The 17,837-nt window shown below is 44.3% G+C and carries 13 protein-coding genes; 10 read left to right on the top strand and 3 right to left on the bottom strand.

Annotation, left to right across the window (positions count from 1 at the left end; genetic code table 11):
- The first annotated feature begins 445 nt into the window (after positions 1-445).
- Together ileS and DWX28_RS09890 are read left to right on the top strand one after the other, a co-directional pair.
- On the top strand, positions 446-3,598 hold the full coding sequence (ileS, locus tag DWX28_RS09895; protein WP_118252601.1) for an isoleucine--tRNA ligase: 3,153 nt from the start codon (positions 446-448) through the stop codon (positions 3,596-3,598).
- Between the two features lie 96 nt (positions 3,599-3,694).
- Positions 3,695-6,151: a glycogen/starch/alpha-glucan phosphorylase gene (locus tag DWX28_RS09890; protein WP_118252583.1), complete on the top strand. Its 2,457-nt coding sequence runs from the start codon at positions 3,695-3,697 to the stop codon at positions 6,149-6,151.
- 209 nt (positions 6,152-6,360) lie between these two features.
- Here DWX28_RS09890 and DWX28_RS09885 read toward each other — a convergent pair whose 3' ends face one another.
- Both DWX28_RS09885 and DWX28_RS09880 read right to left on the bottom strand, forming a co-directional pair.
- Positions 6,361-7,140: an HD domain-containing protein gene (locus tag DWX28_RS09885; RefSeq protein ID WP_118252582.1), complete on the bottom strand. Its 780-nt coding sequence runs from the start codon at positions 7,138-7,140 to the stop codon at positions 6,361-6,363.
- Positions 7,137-8,036 carry a helix-turn-helix transcriptional regulator gene (locus tag DWX28_RS09880; protein WP_022215670.1) on the bottom strand — a complete coding sequence of 300 codons (900 nt, stop codon included), beginning with the start codon at positions 8,034-8,036 and terminating at the stop codon, positions 7,137-7,139. The genes DWX28_RS09885 and DWX28_RS09880 overlap by 4 nt, the downstream gene beginning before the upstream one ends.
- A gap of 264 nt (positions 8,037-8,300) precedes the next feature.
- Here DWX28_RS09880 and DWX28_RS09875 point away from each other — a divergent pair, with 264 nt between their 5' ends.
- Positions 8,301-9,536, top strand: a complete 1,236-nt coding sequence (locus DWX28_RS09875) for a galactokinase (protein WP_022215671.1) — start codon at positions 8,301-8,303, stop codon at positions 9,534-9,536.
- Positions 9,537-9,589: 53 nt separating this feature from the next.
- Here the strand turns inward: DWX28_RS09875 and DWX28_RS09870 are convergent, their stop codons facing one another.
- A complete protein-coding gene (locus tag DWX28_RS09870; protein WP_022215672.1) occupies positions 9,590-10,330 on the bottom strand; it encodes a lysophospholipid acyltransferase family protein in 741 nt (246 codons plus the stop codon).
- A gap of 150 nt (positions 10,331-10,480) precedes the next feature.
- Here DWX28_RS09870 and DWX28_RS09865 point away from each other — a divergent pair, with 150 nt between their 5' ends.
- From DWX28_RS09865 to DWX28_RS09835, 7 genes are all read left to right on the top strand, one after another.
- Complete coding sequence (locus DWX28_RS09865) at positions 10,481-10,930, top strand: protease complex subunit PrcB family protein (RefSeq protein WP_227222566.1); 450 nt, start codon at positions 10,481-10,483, stop codon at positions 10,928-10,930.
- A 20-nt stretch (positions 10,931-10,950) separates the two neighbouring features.
- The gene (locus tag DWX28_RS09860) at positions 10,951-12,507 is read left to right on the top strand and encodes a DUF3794 and LysM peptidoglycan-binding domain-containing protein (RefSeq protein WP_022215674.1); all 1,557 of its coding nucleotides are present in this window, start codon (positions 10,951-10,953) and stop codon (positions 12,505-12,507) included.
- Between the two features lie 109 nt (positions 12,508-12,616).
- Positions 12,617-13,480 (top strand): 4-(cytidine 5'-diphospho)-2-C-methyl-D-erythritol kinase, encoded by an 864-nt coding sequence (gene ispE, locus DWX28_RS09855; RefSeq protein ID WP_118252581.1) that lies wholly within the window; start codon positions 12,617-12,619, stop codon positions 13,478-13,480.
- A gap of 28 nt (positions 13,481-13,508) precedes the next feature.
- Positions 13,509-14,189 carry a GntR family transcriptional regulator gene (locus DWX28_RS09850; RefSeq protein ID WP_022215676.1) on the top strand — a complete coding sequence of 227 codons (681 nt, stop codon included), beginning with the start codon at positions 13,509-13,511 and terminating at the stop codon, positions 14,187-14,189.
- A 98-nt stretch (positions 14,190-14,287) separates the two neighbouring features.
- Positions 14,288-15,841: a spore germination protein gene (locus DWX28_RS09845; protein ID WP_118252580.1), complete on the top strand. Its 1,554-nt coding sequence runs from the start codon at positions 14,288-14,290 to the stop codon at positions 15,839-15,841.
- Entirely contained in the window at positions 15,838-17,499 is a 1,662-nt protein-coding gene (locus DWX28_RS09840) for a GerAB/ArcD/ProY family transporter (RefSeq protein ID WP_118252579.1), read from the top strand. Before DWX28_RS09845 ends, DWX28_RS09840 begins: the two co-directional genes overlap by 4 nt.
- A 68-nt stretch (positions 17,500-17,567) precedes the next feature.
- Positions 17,568-17,813, top strand: coding sequence for a hypothetical protein (locus DWX28_RS09835; protein WP_118252578.1), 246 nt, complete (start codon positions 17,568-17,570; stop codon positions 17,811-17,813).
- The last annotated feature ends 24 nt before the right edge of the window (positions 17,814-17,837 follow it).

Below are 17,837 nucleotides of genomic sequence, written 5' to 3'. Positions count from 1 at the left end.
TACAAGGGTGTATTTCAGCGGGAGAAAACGTAAAACCTTAAAGCGGTTTGGGTAAAATAGCCGTAAATCCCTGAAAATATCGCAAAAAGACCTTGACATAAACAAAAACAGAACCGTATAATGAAACAGCACATATAATGAAATAAAAACTGTGATGGAGACAGTAGATCGATATGAAAACCGCAGAGAGCCGGGATGAGGTGGGAGCCTGGTGTCAGTAATTTCGATGGAAGATCACTCCGGAGTTTCTTTCCTGAAATCTTAAGTAAGGAGGGACGGTGTTTCCGCCGTTAAAGGGAACATGTATCGGCGTTTGATTACTACCAGCCCGTACAATGTAACAGGTGGTGCGAATGTGGAAATTGCTTTCGTCCTTTTACAGGACGGAAGTTTTTTTATTTTTATGGAAAAATTTTCCCGAGAGAATTTAAAGGAGGAATCTGTTGTGTATCAGAAAGTAGATACGAACCTGAATTTTGTAGACCGTGAAAAACAAGTAGAAAAATTCTGGAAAGAAAACCATATCTTCGAAAAAAGTATGGAGGACCGCAAAGACGATCCTACTTACATGTTCTATGATGGACCGCCGACAGCAAACGGCAAACCGCACATCGGTCATGTACTGACACGTGTTATCAAAGATATGATCCCGAGATACCGTACTATGAAAGGTTACATGGTACCTCGTAAAGCTGGATGGGATACCCACGGACTTCCGGTAGAGCTGGAAGTAGAGAAGAAACTTGGTCTGGACGGCAAAGAACAGATCGAGGAATATGGTATGGAACCATTTATCCAGCAGTGTAAAGAAAGTGTCTGGAAATACAAAGGAATGTGGGAAGACTTTTCCTCAACCGTTGGTTTCTGGGCTGATATGGAGAATCCATATGTTACTTACCATGATGACTATATTGAGTCTGAATGGTGGGCACTGAAAGAAATCTGGAACAAGAAACTCCTGTACAAAGGATTCAAGATCGTTCCTTACTGTCCGCGTTGTGGTACACCACTTTCCGCACAGGAAGTTTCACAGGGTTATAAAACAGTCAAAGAACGTTCTGCGATCGTTCGCTTCAAGGTTGTCGGAGAAGATGCATACTTCCTGGCATGGACCACAACACCGTGGACACTGCCATCCAACGTTGCACTCTGCGTAAACCCGACAGAGACTTACTGCAAAGTAAAAGCAGCAGATGGCTATACTTATTATATGGCAGAAGCACTGCTTGACAAAGTTCTCGGCAAACTTGGTTCCGAAGAGACACCGGCGTACGAAGTTCTTGAGAAATATGTCGGAAAAGATCTGGAATACAAAGAATATGAGCCGCTCTTCGCATGCGCAGGAGAGGCAGCAGCAAAACAGAAAAAGAAAGCTCATTTTGTTACAGCAGATAACTATGTAACGATGAGTGATGGTACCGGTATCGTTCATATCGCACCGGCATTCGGTGAAGACGACAGCCGTGTAGGACGCGACTATGACCTTCCGTTCGTACAGTTTGTAGACGGCAAAGGTGATATGACAGCAGAAACTCCATATGCCGGCGTTTTTGTTAAGAAAGCTGATCCGCTTGTACTTCAGGATCTGGATAAAGAGGGCAAACTCTTTGATGCTCCGAAATTCGAGCATGATTATCCGCACTGCTGGAGATGCGATACACCACTGATCTACTATGCACGTGAGTCCTGGTTCATCAAGATGACAGCAGTTAAGGATGATCTGATCCGTAACAACAATACTATCAACTGGATTCCGGAGAGCATCGGTAAGGGACGTTTCGGCGACTGGCTGGAAAACGTTCAGGACTGGGGTATTTCCAGAAACCGTTATTGGGGAACACCACTGAACATCTGGCAGTGTGAATGCGGACATATGCATTCTATCGGAAGCCGTCAGGAACTGTTTGAGATGAGCGGTGATGAAAGAGCCAAGACAGTAGAACTCCATCGTCCATACATCGATGAGATCACACTGAAATGCCCGGAATGTGGTGGAACCATGCATCGTGTACCGGAGGTTATTGACTGCTGGTTCGATTCAGGGGCAATGCCTTTTGCACAGCATCATTATCCATTTGAAAATAAAGAACTTTTTGAAAAACAGTTCCCGGCAGACTTTATCTCTGAGGCTGTTGACCAGACAAGAGGATGGTTCTATTCTCTGCTTGCTGAGTCCACGATCCTGTTCAACCAGGCTCCATATAAGAATGTTATCGTTCTTGGACACGTACAGGATGAAAATGGCCAGAAGATGAGTAAATCCAAAGGAAATGCAGTTGATCCGTTCGATGCACTTGAGAAATACGGTGCAGATGCGATCCGCTGGTACTTCTATATCAACAGTGCTCCGTGGCTGCCGAACCGCTTCCATGGCAAGGCTGTTCAGGAAGGTCAGCGTAAGTTCATGGGTACTCTGTGGAACACTTATGCATTCTTTGTTCTTTATGCAAATATTGACAATTTTGACCCAACAAAATATACTTTAGATTATGACAATCTTCCTGTTATGGATAAATGGCTGTTAAGCAAGCTGAATTCTGTAGTGAAGACTGTCGATGACTGCCTTGCAAACTACAAGATCCCGGAAAGCGCAAGAGCTCTTCAGGAGTTTGTAGATGAGATGAGTAACTGGTATGTAAGAAGAAGCCGTGAGCGTTTCTGGGCTAAGGGCATGGAGCAGGATAAGATCAATGCTTACATGACTCTGTACACTGCTCTGGTAACAATTTCCAAAGCAGCAGCTCCGATGATCCCGTTCATGACAGAAGAAATCTACCAGAACCTTGTAAGAAGCGTTGACAAAGACGCAATTGAGAGTATTCATCTCTGTGATTTCCCGAAAGTCGAAGAAGCATGGATCAACAAAGAGCTGGAAGATGATATGGAAGAACTTCTCAAGATCGTTGTTCTTGGACGTGCAGCAAGAAATACTGCAAACATCAAGAACCGTCAGCCGATCGGAACAATGTATATCAAAGCTGACAAAGAAATGGGTCAGTTCTACACAGATATCATTGCAGACGAGCTGAATGTCAAAGAAGTGAAGTTCGCAAATGATGTAGAGTCCTTCATCTCCTACAGTTTCAAACCGCAGCTCCGTACAGTAGGACCGAAATACGGTAAACTTCTGAACGGCATCCGTACAGCACTTGCTGAGATCAACGGAACAGAAGCGATGAACGAGCTGAGATCCACAGGTCTTCTGACACTGGATATCAATGGAAACAAGGTAGAACTTTCTGAGGAAGACTTATTGATCGAGACCGCACAGACAGAAGGTTATGTAACAGAAGCAGACGGTGATATTTCTGTAGTTCTTGATACAAATCTGACACCAGAGCTGATCGAAGAAGGATTCGTCCGTGAGATTGTCAGCAAAGTACAGACAATGAGAAAAGAAGCCGGATTTGAAGTTATGGACAAGATCCATATCTATGCAAAAGATAATGACAGAATTCTTGAACTCATGAAGAACCACAAAGAAGAAATCATGTCTGAAGTACTGGCAGAGGATATGACTCTGGGCACAACCGACGGCTATGTAAAAGAATGGAATATTAACAAAGAGCCAGTTGTCCTTGGTGTTGCAAAGATGTAATTAACTCATGCCCGGTAAATATACCGGGCATGATTCGTAAAAATTGGGGTAATCAAAGCTGCACAGCTGTTGCTGTGCGATTAAGGAGGAAACGCGATGATCGACAAGCAGTTCAAAAAAGAAGCTTTCAAAGAGAGCGTAAAGGAAAACGTTAAATTCCTTTATCGTAAAAAACTCGAAGAAGCTACACAGGAGCAGATTTTCCAGGCTGTATGCTACACTGTAAAAGACGTTATCATTGATAACTGGCTTGAGACACAGAACGCATACAAAGAGCAGGATCCGAAAACTGTTTACTATATGTCAATGGAATTCCTGATGGGTCGTGCACTTGGAAATAACCTGATCAACCTGACTGCATACAAAGAAGTCAAAGAAGCTCTGGATGAGCTCGGACTTGATATCAACGCAATTGAGGATCAGGAGCCGGACCCGGCCCTTGGAAACGGTGGTCTGGGACGTCTGGCAGCATGCTTCCTGGATTCTCTTGCAACTCTTAACTACAGCGCATATGGATGTGGTATCCGCTATCGTTATGGTATGTTCAAACAGCAGATCAAAGACGGATATCAGGTAGAAGTACCGGATAACTGGCTCAAAGACGGATATCCGTTCGAACTTCGCCGTCCGGAATATGCAAAAGAAGTTCACTTCGGTGGATATGTTGATGTTGAATATGATCCGGCAACAGGATCCAACAAATTCGTACACAAGGGATATCAGGCAGTAAAAGCTGTTCCGTTTGATATGCCGATCGTAGGATATAACAACAAGATCGTAAACACTTTAAGAATCTGGGATGCAGAGCCAATCGTAGACTTTGAGCTTGATTCCTTTGACAAAGGTGATTACAAAAAAGCAGTTGAGCAGGAAAACCTTGCCCGCAATATCGTAGAAGTTCTTTATCCGAATGATAACCATATGGCAGGTAAAGAGCTGCGTCTGAAACAGCAGTACTTCTTCGTATCTGCAAGTCTCCAGGCTGCTATCGACAAATATAAGAAGAACCACAAAGATATCATGAAACTGCACGAAAAAGTTACTTTCCAGATGAACGATACTCATCCGACAGTAGCAGTAGCAGAACTTATGCGTATCCTTATGGATGAAGAAGGTCTTGGATGGGATGATGCATGGTCTGTAACAACCAAAGCTGTTGCTTATACAAACCATACAATCATGGCAGAGGCTCTTGAGAAATGGCCGGTTGAACTGTTCTCCAGACTGCTTCCACGTGTATACCAGATCATCGAAGAGATCAACCGTCGTTTTGTTCTTGAGATTCAGGAAAAATATCCTGGAAACTATGACAAGATCAAGAAGATGGCAATCCTCTATGATGGACAGGTAAAAATGGCTCATCTTGCAATCGTTGCAGGCTACTCTGTAAACGGTGTTGCAAAACTTCATACAGAGATCCTTAAGAAACAGGAACTGAAAGATTTCTACGAAATGATGCCGGAGAAATTCAACAACAAGACAAACGGTATTACTCAGAGACGTTTCCTGCTTCACGGAAACCAGCTTCTTGCAGACTGGGTAACAGATCATATCGGACCGGAATGGATCACAGACCTGTCTCAGATCAGCAAACTGAAAGTTTATGTTGATGATGAAAAAGCACAGCAGGAATTCATGAACATCAAATACCAGAACAAAGTTCGTCTGGCAAAATACATCCTGGAGCACAACGGAGTAGAGGTAAATCCACGTTCTATCTTCGATGTACAGGTTAAGAGACTTCATGAGTACAAACGTCAGCTTCTGAACATTCTGCATGTAATCTATCTGTATGATCAGATCAAGAAACATCCGGAAATGGATTTCTATCCAAGAACATTCATCTTCGGTGCAAAAGCATCTGCAGGTTATGCACGTGCCAAGAAGATCATCAAACTGATCAACTCTGTAGCAGATGTTGTAAACAATGATGCCTCTATCGAAGGCAAACTGAAAGTTGTATTCATCGAGAACTATCGTGTATCCAACGCTGAGATGATCTTTGCAGCAGCAGATGTTTCTGAGCAGATTTCTACTGCAAGTAAAGAGGCTTCCGGTACAGGTAACATGAAGTTCATGCTGAACGGTGCACCGACTCTGGGAACCATGGATGGTGCTAACGTTGAGATCGTTGATGAAGTTGGCAAAGAAAACGCATTTATCTTCGGTCTGAGTGCAGATGAAGTTATTAATTACGAAAACAATGGCGGATATGATCCGAGAGTCATCTACAACACAGATGATGAGATCCGTCAGGTACTGACAGAGCTTGTAAATGGAACATTCTCCGCTGATACAGAACTGTTCCGTGATCTGTACAACTCACTCCTCAACCAGAATGGTGGAGAGAGAGCAGACCAGTACTTCATCCTTGCTGACTTCCGCTCCTATGCAGCAGCACAGAAGAAAGTAGAAGAAGCATACAAAGATGAAAAAGGCTGGGCTCGTATGGCTATGCTGAACACAGCATGCGCAGGTAAATTTACATCTGACAGAACAATTGAAGAGTATGTAGATGATATCTGGCATCTGGACAAAGTATTTATTAAATAAATTCCGCAAAGTGGACTTAGCAGTCCCCACTGCACACCCCTGGCTTAGTCGAAGCATGGCTATAGGTTATGATGAGATGAAGTGAGTTAGTGGGGGAATGTATTCCTGGTTTTTGTGTGGGGTAGATTTCCTGTGTGGAGAATGATTGTGGGTAAATAAAAAGGATCTGGCTTAGGTAAGTCAGGTCCTTTTTTTGTAGGAAATGTGGATTAGTTCCAGGTATATCCTGGGCTGGTGTGGATAAATTCAGCCAGATGTGTGCGGATGTCTTCCATTTTCTGGCGGGTGTCCGGGTTGGAGTAAGGAATGCGGTCGATGATCTTGTTGAGGTAGTCGTGTTCTTCGATGATATCGAGGGTTGCACGATAATTGATGTCAAGGAAGTAAGCGACGTAGGAGACCCAGTAATCCATTCTGGTGACGCGGTCAGGGGAGTAGACACACTGGTTTTTGAAAACAGTATCGTAAATGACAGGAGTAATTGCCTGTGCACCGATTTCTTCTCCAGATGCCCCCATGAAGACCAGAAGATCATCCTCTAATTTTACGCGACAGTTGTCCAGTTTGTCTGCATCGCGGATCAAGCGGGCGTGAAGGAGGGTGAGTGGATCTGTGATCCCCTCAAGTTTGAAATCACTGTGTCTGGCGATAGCAGTGTGGATGATATCGTCCCAGGTGGATTCCGGGACAAACTGGCGGATCATGCCTTCTTCAAATAAAACCTGCACACCATAAGCTGCGTGATCCATGGTGGTCGGTTCGAAGCTGTCAAAACGTTTCAACTGTTCAAAACGACCAATGTCGTGCAGCAGGGCAATGATTCTGGCGAGTTCAGTGTCTTCATCAGATAACTGCATACGTTTACAGATTTCTGTCATATCATGCACTACGCCGTAGGTATGAATGATCTTGAGACGGACTTTACCATTATCACGGTCATAGCTGTTCAGATATTTCTCAAATTGTTCTTTTGCATTGTTGTAGTTCATGCGTGATCCTCCTGTGATATAAGATTTTTGCGGTATTCTCTCGGACTACAGCCTTTGATCTTGCTGAAGACTTTGGAGTAGTAGTTGGAGTCGGAGAAGCCGGTCTTTCCGGCGATGTTGCTGATGGATTCGTGGGTGCTCAGGTATTCCAGGCTTCGTTCGATCCGGTACTCCTGCAGGAAAGAGAAGAGTGTAGTATTCATATGGCGTTTAAACAGGCGCGTACATTCACTTTCACAGAGATGAATGTGTTCAGCGACTTCTGCCAGTGTGATCGGGTTCATGTAATTCTGTTCTATGTAAGAGAGGATTTTGCGGATCCGTTCATATTCTGTGAGATCAGATGCGGCAGGAAGCGGCTGATGTGGGAGATGTTCTACGAGCAGCCGCCACATGATCTGCATCCGGATCGATATGTCCAGTTCGTAGAAATCAGGCTTTTCTTTATCAAGGGCGATGACTTCCAACATTTTTTTGCGGAAAGTTTCATGCCAGCTTTCTGTATAGTCGATGTGCATCGCACAGACAGCAAGATTCTGGATCACAGGTTCTACATATTTCGTACAGATGGTGCTCTGGAAAAATCCATAGATCAGCTTTGGGTCAAAAGTGATCGGTATATAGGAACAATCCTCCTGGTGCTCCATTTCGCCGCTGTGGAGGGCGTTGGAATTGCAGAAAATAATGTCCCCTTCTTTCAGGTGGAAGGACTGATTATTTACACGATAGTGCATGGAGCCTTTTTTTATATAAGTGATCTCGATTTCCGGATGGTAGTGCCACATAAAGGAATTGGAATCATATTCTGACAGCCGCTGATAACTGACCAGAAACGGGAAATGGTCGCTGCCATGTTTCTTTAATTCTTTTTGAAACTGGTTTGTGATGATCTGCATGAGAGACTGTCTCTCCTCCTTTTTTCGAAGATTTGCTGAACGCAGGAAATTACCTTTATTATAAACAAAAAAATATGAATAACGCAAGATTTTACTTTTTTTTCGCAGATTAATTAAGGTATTTTACAGAAAAAGATATATAATGGATTTATCAGATGTGCACAGGAGAATAATGTGCATGATGAAAGAGCGTAACGAAACAACATAATGAAACAAAAACTACATGGGATGCATCAAAATAAAATGTAAAAGGAGAACAGGAACATGAATTTACCAGAAACAGCAAAACTTCAGGAAATCTATGGAGAAACAGAGAAGAGCAGCGCACGTTTCCAGAAACTTGCAGATAATTTTGCAAAAACATACAAACATGACAAAGCAGAATACTTCACATCAGCAGGAAGAACTGAGATCATTGGAAACCATACAGACCACAATGGCGGCAAGGTGATTGCAGGAAGCATCAACCTGGATACCATCGGAGCGGCTTATCCGAACGGAACACAGACTATCCATATCACCAGTGAAGGATACAGAGATGAGATCGTTGTAGACCTTACCAAACTGAGCAAGGCAAACTACAAGAAGGGAACACCGGCACTCGTTGCAGGTATGATGGAAGGTGCACAGAAGAACGGCTTTAAGACAGCAGGATTCGATGCATATGTAAGCACAAACGTTATCGCAGCAGCAGGTGTAAGTTCTTCTGCTTCTTTCGAGATGCTGATCTGCACTATCATTGATTACTTCTTTAACGAAAGCAAAATGACATATAATGATTATGCAAAAGTTGGCCAGTATGCAGAGAATGTTTACTGGGACAAAGCTTCCGGAATGATGGACCAGATGGCATGTGCAGTAGGCGGACCGGTTCTTTTTGATTTCGCTGACAGCAATAACCTCAAATACAGCAAACTGGATTTCTCCTTCGGAAAATTCGGATACAAGCTTGTTATCGTAAATACAGGAAAAGGTCATGCAGATCTGAGCCAGGAATACTCTGAGATCCCGGGTGAAATGAAAGCTGTTGCCAAAGTACTTGGCGTGAACCTTCTTCATGAGACAAACGTAGATGCACTTCTTGAGCATTGCAATGAGATTGAGGATGACAGAGCAATTCTCCGTGCACTTCATTTCTTTGGAGAGACTACCCGTGTAGAGGAAGCAGCAGATGCGATCCACCATGATGATTATGATAAATTCCTTGAACTGATCGACGAGTCCGGAAAATCTTCCTGGGAACTCCTTCAGAACTGCTACACTATGAAAGATTTCCACGAGCAGAAGATCACAAGAACTCTTGCACTGACACAGCTTTTCCTCAAGAAGATTGGCGCAGGCGTATGCCGTGTTCACGGTGGTGGATTTGCAGGCGTTATCGCAGCGATCATTCCGGAAAAAGAGCAGGAGAACTATGTAGAATATATTTCTAAATTTGTTGGAAAAGAAAATGTATATCCAATGGACATCCGTGCAGTCGGAGCAGCACATATCGGATAAGCAACTACTGTCTATTAAAAAAGAATATAAAATCACAAAAATAAACCCCTGGATCATACCAGAGGTTTATTTTTTTCGAGCATATCGTGAATGATGTTCTGAGTGTATGCACCGAGATGTTTCTGATCTTCTTTCGGAAGGTCCTTGACATAGATTGGTTTACCGTATTCCAAAACGACATGAGTTGATTTGATCTTTGGCATATGTGCCTCAAAGATTTCTACGGTGTTGTTAAGTGCCATTGGAATGATCGCACAGCCTGTCTTGGAAGCAATCTTGAAGCTTCCGTCGTGGAAAGGAAGAAGCTCCAGGTCATCTGCATTCTTGTTACGTGTACCTTCAGGGAAGATACAGATGGAAATGCCGGATTTGATCTTGTCGATGGCTGCGAGGATGGTCTTGAGTCCCTGTTTGATATCCTTACGGTCAAGAAACAGACAGTGAAGATATTTCATCCAGTTGGAAAGAAGCGGATAACGCTCCATTTCTTTCTTGGCAATGTAGCCGGTACGGATCGGACAGCGGCTGTAAGTAAGCACGATGTCAAAATAACTTCTGTGATTGCCAATGTAGAGAACCGGAGTATCCTTGGGAACATTTTCTTCGCCGATGATCGTAACTTTGGTTCCGGCTTCCCAGAGAATGAATTTAAATACTCCCTGGACAATTCGAAGAGAACTGATTTCCTTGGTCCTTGGTGAAAATTTTCCGATGATCCATTCGATCAGAAGAATCGGAATGGAAAGGATCAGAAACCCGATGACCGTAATGGCAACAATGATAAAACGAATCATAACGAATTCCTCTTTCTGTTAAATTTGCATGGGTTTCGCGTGTTCGAAACTCTGCTATCAGTATAAGGGATATTTGAAATAGTTGCAATAAATCTTTTGGTTTTGGCATAGAATACATATTGAAAAAGAGCGGACAGGAGAATTGTGCCTATGCAGATACCACTGTCTGCAGGAATCAGACAAAATCGGTCAAAACGATATATGACGGTTGTCTGGTGCATATTACTGGCTTTTTTGCTGAGTGCAGGAGGATGCAGCCTGGTAAAGATAGAGGAAGGGGAGAGGACACCTCTTGAATATACGGTGGTGGATACAGCAGAACTTCCGCAGAGTGCACAGGAACTGATTCAGGAAAAGAAAGCGGACGATTTTCAGATGACTTATCAGAAGGGAGATACCCTGTATCTGATCCGGGGATATGGAAAGCAGATGAGCGGAGGATACAGTATTCAGGTGGCTGAACTTTCGGCTTCGTCTACGACGATTTTTTTCAAAACGAGACTGATCGGACCGGAGAAAGAAAATCAGAGCGGAGCGCCATCTTATCCGTATATTGCAGTAAAGACCGATTACAGAGAAGAACCTGTTGTGTTTGAATAGTATGAGAGGAGCGGTCAGCGATGGAATTAAGAAAAGAAGATATTCAGGTGCTGCGGACAAAGAGCAGAGCGACCAGCCAGGTGACTTTTGATGTGGATTATAATGTGCCGGATGTAAAACCGGATATCGGACGGATGGTCCAGAACAAGGGCGATGTTTCGGTAGAAGAAGTCCGATTAAGCGACGGTCATGCTTTTCTGAAAGGAAGCCTGCAGGTGGATCTTCTCTATGTAGGAGAAGAAGAGGGCAAAGTTTACAGTCTCTCAGCCAAACTGCCGGTGGAAGAGACGATGAACCTTGAGGGGATCGTAAGTGGCGATAAGATGTGTCTTCGGTGGGAAATAGAGGATCTGAGCCTGCACCTGATCCATTCAAGAAAACTGAACATCAAAGCAGTAGTGACTTTTTATGCAGTTGTAGATGAACTCTCAGGAATCCGTCTGCCGGTTTCACTGGATGATGAAACAGTTTCTGTGCAGAAAAAACAGATGCGTCTTCTCAGTCTTGCCATACATAAAAAAGACACCCTGCGGCTCAAAGAAGAAGTAGAACTGGTATCCAATAAACCGAATATCGCAGAGCTTCTCTGGTATACGCTTGAAGTCAGAGGACTGGACTTAAGACCGGAAGAAAATGTAGTAAAAGCCAAAGGAGAACTTTTTTTGTTTGCTTTGTATAAAGGGGATGATGAGGACGGTACCCTGCAGTGGCTGGAGCATTCTATACCATTTACCGGAGAAGTGGAATGCAGCGGATGTACTTTTGACATGGTTCCAAATCTGGAAGCTTCGGTCATCAATCAGAGCGTGGAGGTGAAACCGGATTCCGACGGAGAGGAACGCATCTTTGTAACAGATATCGTACTGGAGTTGGATATCCGTCTTTACAGGGAAGAAGACCATGAAATACTTATGGATGTCTATACTCCGTTTCGTCAGTGCATCCCAAAATGCAAAAATGAAGTTCTGGAAAGTCTTCTGGTGAGGAATTTTTCCAAATGCCGCGTGTCTGATCGGATTGAGATCAAGGAGACACAGGGGAAAATCCTCCAGATTTGCCACAGCCAGGGAAAAGTAAAAATAGATAAAACAAAAATTGTCAAAGATGGGATCCAGGTAGACGGGATCGTTCAGATGAAAGTTCTCTATATCGTGGGGAATGACGACATGCCGTTCTATTCCATGGAAGTGATGATGCCGTTCAGTCATGTGGTGGAGGCAAGGGGGATCACAGAGGACAGCGTCTACTATTTCCATACGGATCTGGAACAGCTTTCGACAAGCATGGTCGACAGTAACGAGATTGAAGTCAGAGCGGCGGTGAGCCTGAATGTTCTTGTGATCCAGTGCATAGAGGAAAAGATCATTGAAAGTGTGGAAGAACAGCCACTCGATACAGAAAAGATCCGAAGTATGCCGGGAATTACGGTATATATGGTGAAGCAGGGAGATACACTCTGGGACATCGCAAAAAAATTCTATACGACTATGGAGGAGATCATTTCCATGAACAGTCTCGAAAATGATCAGCTGACCCTGGGACAGCCGCTTTTATTGGTAAAAAAAGTTGAAAGCTGATACTTGAAATCCTGAAAAAAATCATTTAAAATAGATACAATCATATTGTATACAAAGTACAAAAGAAATGAAAAAAGAAACAAAATCACAAAGGACAGAGGGGATATTTATGCGTTTGCGAGCAATGGCGAAAATTAATCTGGGACTGGATATCCTGGGTAAAAGAGACGATGGTTACCATGAAGTTCGTATGCTGATGCAGACGATCCAGATGTATGATCTTCTGGATATCCGGCGGAAATCTTCACCGGGGATCACATTGACTACGAATCTTCTTTATGTTCCGTCAGATGAGAGAAATCTGGTATATAAGGCAGCGAAACTTCTCATGGATGAATTTGATATCCAGGAGGGAATTTCCATGAAGCTTACCAAGTCCATTCCGGTGGCAGCAGGTATGGCAGGCGGAAGTTCCGATGCAGCGGCAGCGTTTGTCGGTGTAAACAAGATGTTTCATCTTGGCTTAAGTGAGCAGGAACTCATGGAGCGTGCTGTGCAGATCGGGGCAGATGTGCCGTACTGCATTATGCGTGGAACAGCACTGGCTGAGGGAATCGGTGAGAAACTGACCAGACTTCCGCAGCTTCCGAAATGTTATATTCTGGTTGGCAAACCGGCGGTCAATGTTTCTACGAAACTGGCTTATGAAAATCTGGATCTTCAGAATATGGGAGCACATCCTGATATTGATGGTATGATCTCTGATATTGAGAATGGAGATCTTTATACTATGGTTTCCCGAATGGGAAATGTATTTGAACCGGGGATCATCGGCAAATATCCGGTGATCCAGGAGATCAAGGATCTCATGGAAGCACATGGTGCACTCAAGGCAATGATGAGCGGAAGCGGTCCGACTGTCTTTGGTATTTTTGATGATAAGAACAAGATGAAAGCAGCAGCCAGGGTTCTGCGAAGCAGTCATCTGGCCAAGACTGTATTTGCTACAGAAGTTTTTAACCGCAAAGACTGAGGGGAATTTTTTACAGGAGGTACTTAAGATGAATGATTTTTCTGTTGATATGAATGAATATCTGCCGTTAAGAGATGTGGTATTTAACACACTGCGTAAAGCGATTCTGAAGGGTGAGCTGAAACCCGGAGAACGACTGATGGAGATCGCGCTGGCGGAGAAACTTGGAGTCAGCAGGACTCCTGTTCGTGAGGCGATGCGTAAGCTGGAACTGGAAGGTCTGGTCGTGATGATCCCGCGCCGCGGTGCACAGGTGGCGAACATTACAGAGAAGGATCTGAATGATGTACTGGAAGTCCGTATGGCACTTGAAAATCTGTCGATCGAGAATGCATGCGCGCGCATGACCGAGGAGCAGCTTGATGATCTCTGGAAAGCAGCCAAGAACTTTGAGGATACGATGGCAGAGGGAAATCTTGTTAAGCTGGCAGAAGCCGATGTAACTTTTCATGAAGTGATCTACAAATCTTCCGACAACCGCAGACTGAATCAGGTACTGAATAATCTTCGTGAGCAGATCTACAGATATCGTGTGGAATATCTCAAGGATGAAGAAACAAGAAACCTTCTTGTTAAGGAACATGAGGAGATCTACGAGGCGATCAAGAATCGTGACCTCAAGAAAGCCAAGGAGATTTCTTATCAGCATATCGAGAACCAGAGAGAGGCGATCATCCGCTCTATCAGGGAAGAAACAAAAAATCGCTGAACTGTAAATAAAATTGTATAATCCGGTTATTCTAAAAGAGATACATATTGTGTGTATCTCTTTTTTTTTATGGATTACGATTACAACAGGAGGATGCAATGGATCAAAAGACCAAAATCCACAGTGAACTGAGAAAAAATGAATCCTACATCAGAGAAAAATTCGAGAACTGTGCAGATATCCTGATCCGCCCCATGCGTCTGGGAAGCGAAAGCAAAATAGACTGTCTGATGGTCTATATCGAAGTGGCAGTTTCAAATATGATGCTGGATGATTCTGCACTGGGCAAGATGATCAATCATTTCTGGGAGATCTCACCGGGGCAGATACAGGAATTTATGCGGAACAACAGTCTGGGGATCGCAGATGTGCAGAAACTGGCGGATATGGAAGAAGTCCTGTCAGCAGTTCTTGCAGGAAATGCAGTTTTTTTTATAGACGGATATGACAAGGCGATGAAAATATCCAGCAAGGGATACCCGGACATGGGAGTTTCCGAAGCGAAATCAGAAAAAGTCCTGCGCGGTTCCAAAGAAGGATTTTCGGATTCTGTAAAAACAAACTCCGCACTGGTCAGAAAGCGGATCCGGAACAGCAGAATGAAGGTCGAGGAAAAAACGACAGGTGTCCGATCAAAGACAGTCCTGCAGCTTCTCTACATGGAAGATCTCGTTCAGGAAGATCTTCTGGAGAATATCAAAACCAGTCTGGATGAATACAGGATAGATGGAATCTTTGACAGTGGAATGCTGGAACAGCTTACAGACAGAACATGGTATTCACCGTTTCCACAGTATCAGACAACGGAACGTCCCGACCGGGCGGCGATGGAGATCCTGAATGGAAAGATCGTGGTGCTCTGTGACAATTCTCCGTCCGCACTGATCCTTCCAAGTTCCTTTAATGGCTTTATGGAGAGCAGCGAGGACTGGTTTCATCATTTTGAAATGGCATCGTTTCTGCGGGCACTTCGTTATCTTGCACTGCTTGTGGCGACACTGCTCCCGGGGCTTTACCTTGCAGTGATCCGCTTTCACACACAGATACTTCCGGCAAATCTGATCCTGTCTTTTGCAAAAGCACGGGAGGGAGTACCTTTTTCCAGCGTGGTCGAACTGATCTTTCTGGAACTCTCGTTTGAACTGATCCGGGAGGCAGGAGTGCGGGTCCCCGGGGCATTGGGGAATGCGATCGGAATCGTGGGAGGCCTGATCATTGGTCAGGCGGCAGTCAGTGCAAATCTGGTCAGTCCTATCGTTGTTATGATCGTTGCATTGACCGCACTGGGATCGATGGTGATCCCGGAGGAAGAGTTTGCCGCAGCATTCCGACTTTTGAAATATGTATTTCTGTTTCTGGGTGGATATCTTGGAATCTTTGGAATCGTTCTGGGGATCTATCTGACAGTGGCACATCTCTCCGGGCTTCTGAGTTGCGGCATGCCGTACCTTCTTCCGTTTATAAAAAAAGAACCCTGCCGCGATGCTGGCGAAGGAATCCTGCGGATCCCGTTCAGGAAGAGATGGCAGAGGCCGCTCTATGCAAGATGGGAACAGAAAATCCGTCTGCGGAAAAATGATTCCGATGATTCCGGAGAAAGCCGCCGGGAAGATTCCCGGAAAGTTCAGGAACAGGAGGAGAAAGACTCATGAAATTTGCGGAGAATAACAGGATTTCGCACAGACAGCTTTATCGCCAGATGATCCTGACGTTTCTGGCTCCTTTCCTGATCTGTCTTCCTGGGAAAAACGGGATTCAGGGAATGACGGGAATCGCAGGTGTTCTGGCGGCAGTGATCCTGCTGGTCATTTATGTTTTTGTGCTTTTGAGAGTGACCAGCGGATATTCGGATATGGTACGTTTTTTTGGAAGGTTCTGGGGACGGATAGCAGGACTCTTTTTTCTGGCGTATATTATCCTGACGGCAGTTTATATCTTGAAGATACTGGAGCAGATCGTGCCAAGGTGGCTGATCCTGGGAGTGCCGGCGGGCTGGATCTCTTTTCTGGTAGTCGTTATATGCAGTGTGGGAACAGAACGAGGAATCCAGAGACGGGGACGGATGGCAGAAGTTTCCGGAGGTTTGCTTTTGGTTGGAATCCTTCTGATGATGGTACTGTGCCTTGGACAGACACGTGTTGATTATCTTCAGGAGATGTTTGAAACAGAGCGAGTGAGCGGGAGTGGAGTCATTCAGAGCAGTTATCTTTTTCTGTGTGGATTTTCCGGGATCGGACTTCTGCCGTTTATCATGCGTGATGTAGAGAAGCGGGGAAGTGCAGGCAAGACAATCATAGCGTCTGTCCTCACTGTAGGTGGAATCTTTGCAGGAGTTCTTATTTTATTGCCGGCAGTATTTGGGTGGAGACGGCTTCTTACAGAAACATATCCAATCCTGCCTCTTCTTGCAGGGGCAGATCTTCCGGGAAATGTCCTTGCGAGATTTGATGTTCTCTGGATGGGATTTCTTCTGTATGGATTGTTGTTTGCAATGGGAAGTCTTTTTTACTATGGCTATCAGATCACGGAGAAATGCCATCTGGGAACGGCGAAATACTGGCTGGCAATTCTGATCTTCGTATTGTCATTGGTGGAAGTACCAGGTATGGATGTGGTGATATTCTACAGAAACTATCTGAGAAGTATTTTTGTCCCGGGACTTCTGCTCATACAGATGGCGATCCTTTTTCATGGACAGAAAAAGAAAATAAGAAAAACGACTACAGTTGTTTTGCTGATCTGCGCGTTGACACTGAGCGGATGTGCGGGAATTGAACCGGAAAAGAGAATGTATCCACTTGCACTCGGCGTAGAGCAGTCGGAAAATGGGTGGAAATTTATTTATGGACTGCCGGAACTTCCAAGTGCAGAAGGACAGGAAAAAGAAGAGGCAGGAAATTCTGCACTGGCGATAACAGGTGTGGATTTTGAAACGATAGAAAAAATATATGACCGTTCACAGGAAAAATATCTGGACATGGGACATCTGCAGGTGCTGATCCTTAAGAATGATCTGACACAGTCAGACAGATGGAGTGAACTGTTATCTTATCTGGAAAAAGAACCGCTGATCGGTGAAAATGTATATGTATTCCGGACAGAAAATCTGACAGAGCTTATGGACTGGAACAAGGAAGGAACCTCGATAGGGGAATACCTGCCGGGACTTCTTGAAAACAGGATTCCGGATCAGGAGAAAAACGGTACTACGTTGCGCCAGGTATATCATCAGTGGTATGAGAATGGCACGTTACCAGGAATTTCTGAGATCATCCTGCAGAATGGAGAAATTCAGGTATATCTGGAATAAATTTGCAGAAAAACGTCCATACTCCAGACAGAAGACGATTTTATTTTCATAGATTCGGAGGTACCCAAATGGACTGGTTAAGGAACTGGAAAAAAAGACTTCTGTTGTCTGTGATGACAGGCATGCTGGCAGTAACACTTTTGTTCGGAGGCACGAAAAATGTCGAGGATTGCAGTATTATGGCGTGGTGGGGAACCCTGTATCCACAGTTTTGTTTTGAGAGAGGATCACAGAATAGCGCTAATTATGAAAATACTGTAAAACAGCCGCCAAAGCTTTCCTTCTGGCTTGCGAAAGCCCTGGAGAGGTGGTAAGATTAAAGAACGATTCAGAGAGGC

It is taken from the genome of Blautia sp. AF19-10LB (assembly GCF_003461245.1).
GTDB lineage: Bacteria > Bacillota > Clostridia > Lachnospirales > Lachnospiraceae > Blautia_A > Blautia_A intestinihominis.
Note: the sequence above shows the minus strand (reverse complement) of the source record. Positions and strands in the feature narration are given on the sequence as shown.

What these genes read in the sequence shown, in the direction of transcription:
- DWX28_RS09890 (WP_118252583.1), top strand. Translation starts at nt 3,695, where the DNA reads ATGATCGACAAGCAGTTCAAAAAAGAAGCTTTCAAAGAGAGCGTAAAG.
- DWX28_RS09885 (WP_118252582.1), bottom strand. Translation starts at nt 7,140, where the DNA reads ATGAACTACAACAATGCAAAAGAACAATTTGAGAAATATCTGAACAGC.
- DWX28_RS09880 (WP_022215670.1), bottom strand. Translation starts at nt 8,036, where the DNA reads ATGCAGATCATCACAAACCAGTTTCAAAAAGAATTAAAGAAACATGGC.
- DWX28_RS09875 (WP_022215671.1), top strand. Translation starts at nt 8,301, where the DNA reads ATGAATTTACCAGAAACAGCAAAACTTCAGGAAATCTATGGAGAAACA.
- DWX28_RS09870 (WP_022215672.1), bottom strand. Translation starts at nt 10,330, where the DNA reads ATGATTCGTTTTATCATTGTTGCCATTACGGTCATCGGGTTTCTGATC.
- DWX28_RS09865 (WP_227222566.1), top strand. Translation starts at nt 10,481, where the DNA reads ATGCAGATACCACTGTCTGCAGGAATCAGACAAAATCGGTCAAAACGA.
- DWX28_RS09860 (WP_022215674.1), top strand. Translation starts at nt 10,951, where the DNA reads ATGGAATTAAGAAAAGAAGATATTCAGGTGCTGCGGACAAAGAGCAGA.
- ispE (WP_118252581.1), top strand. Translation starts at nt 12,617, where the DNA reads ATGCGTTTGCGAGCAATGGCGAAAATTAATCTGGGACTGGATATCCTG.
- DWX28_RS09850 (WP_022215676.1), top strand. Translation starts at nt 13,509, where the DNA reads ATGAATGATTTTTCTGTTGATATGAATGAATATCTGCCGTTAAGAGAT.
- DWX28_RS09845 (WP_118252580.1), top strand. Translation starts at nt 14,288, where the DNA reads ATGGATCAAAAGACCAAAATCCACAGTGAACTGAGAAAAAATGAATCC.
- DWX28_RS09840 (WP_118252579.1), top strand. Translation starts at nt 15,838, where the DNA reads ATGAAATTTGCGGAGAATAACAGGATTTCGCACAGACAGCTTTATCGC.
- DWX28_RS09835 (WP_118252578.1), top strand. Translation starts at nt 17,568, where the DNA reads ATGGACTGGTTAAGGAACTGGAAAAAAAGACTTCTGTTGTCTGTGATG.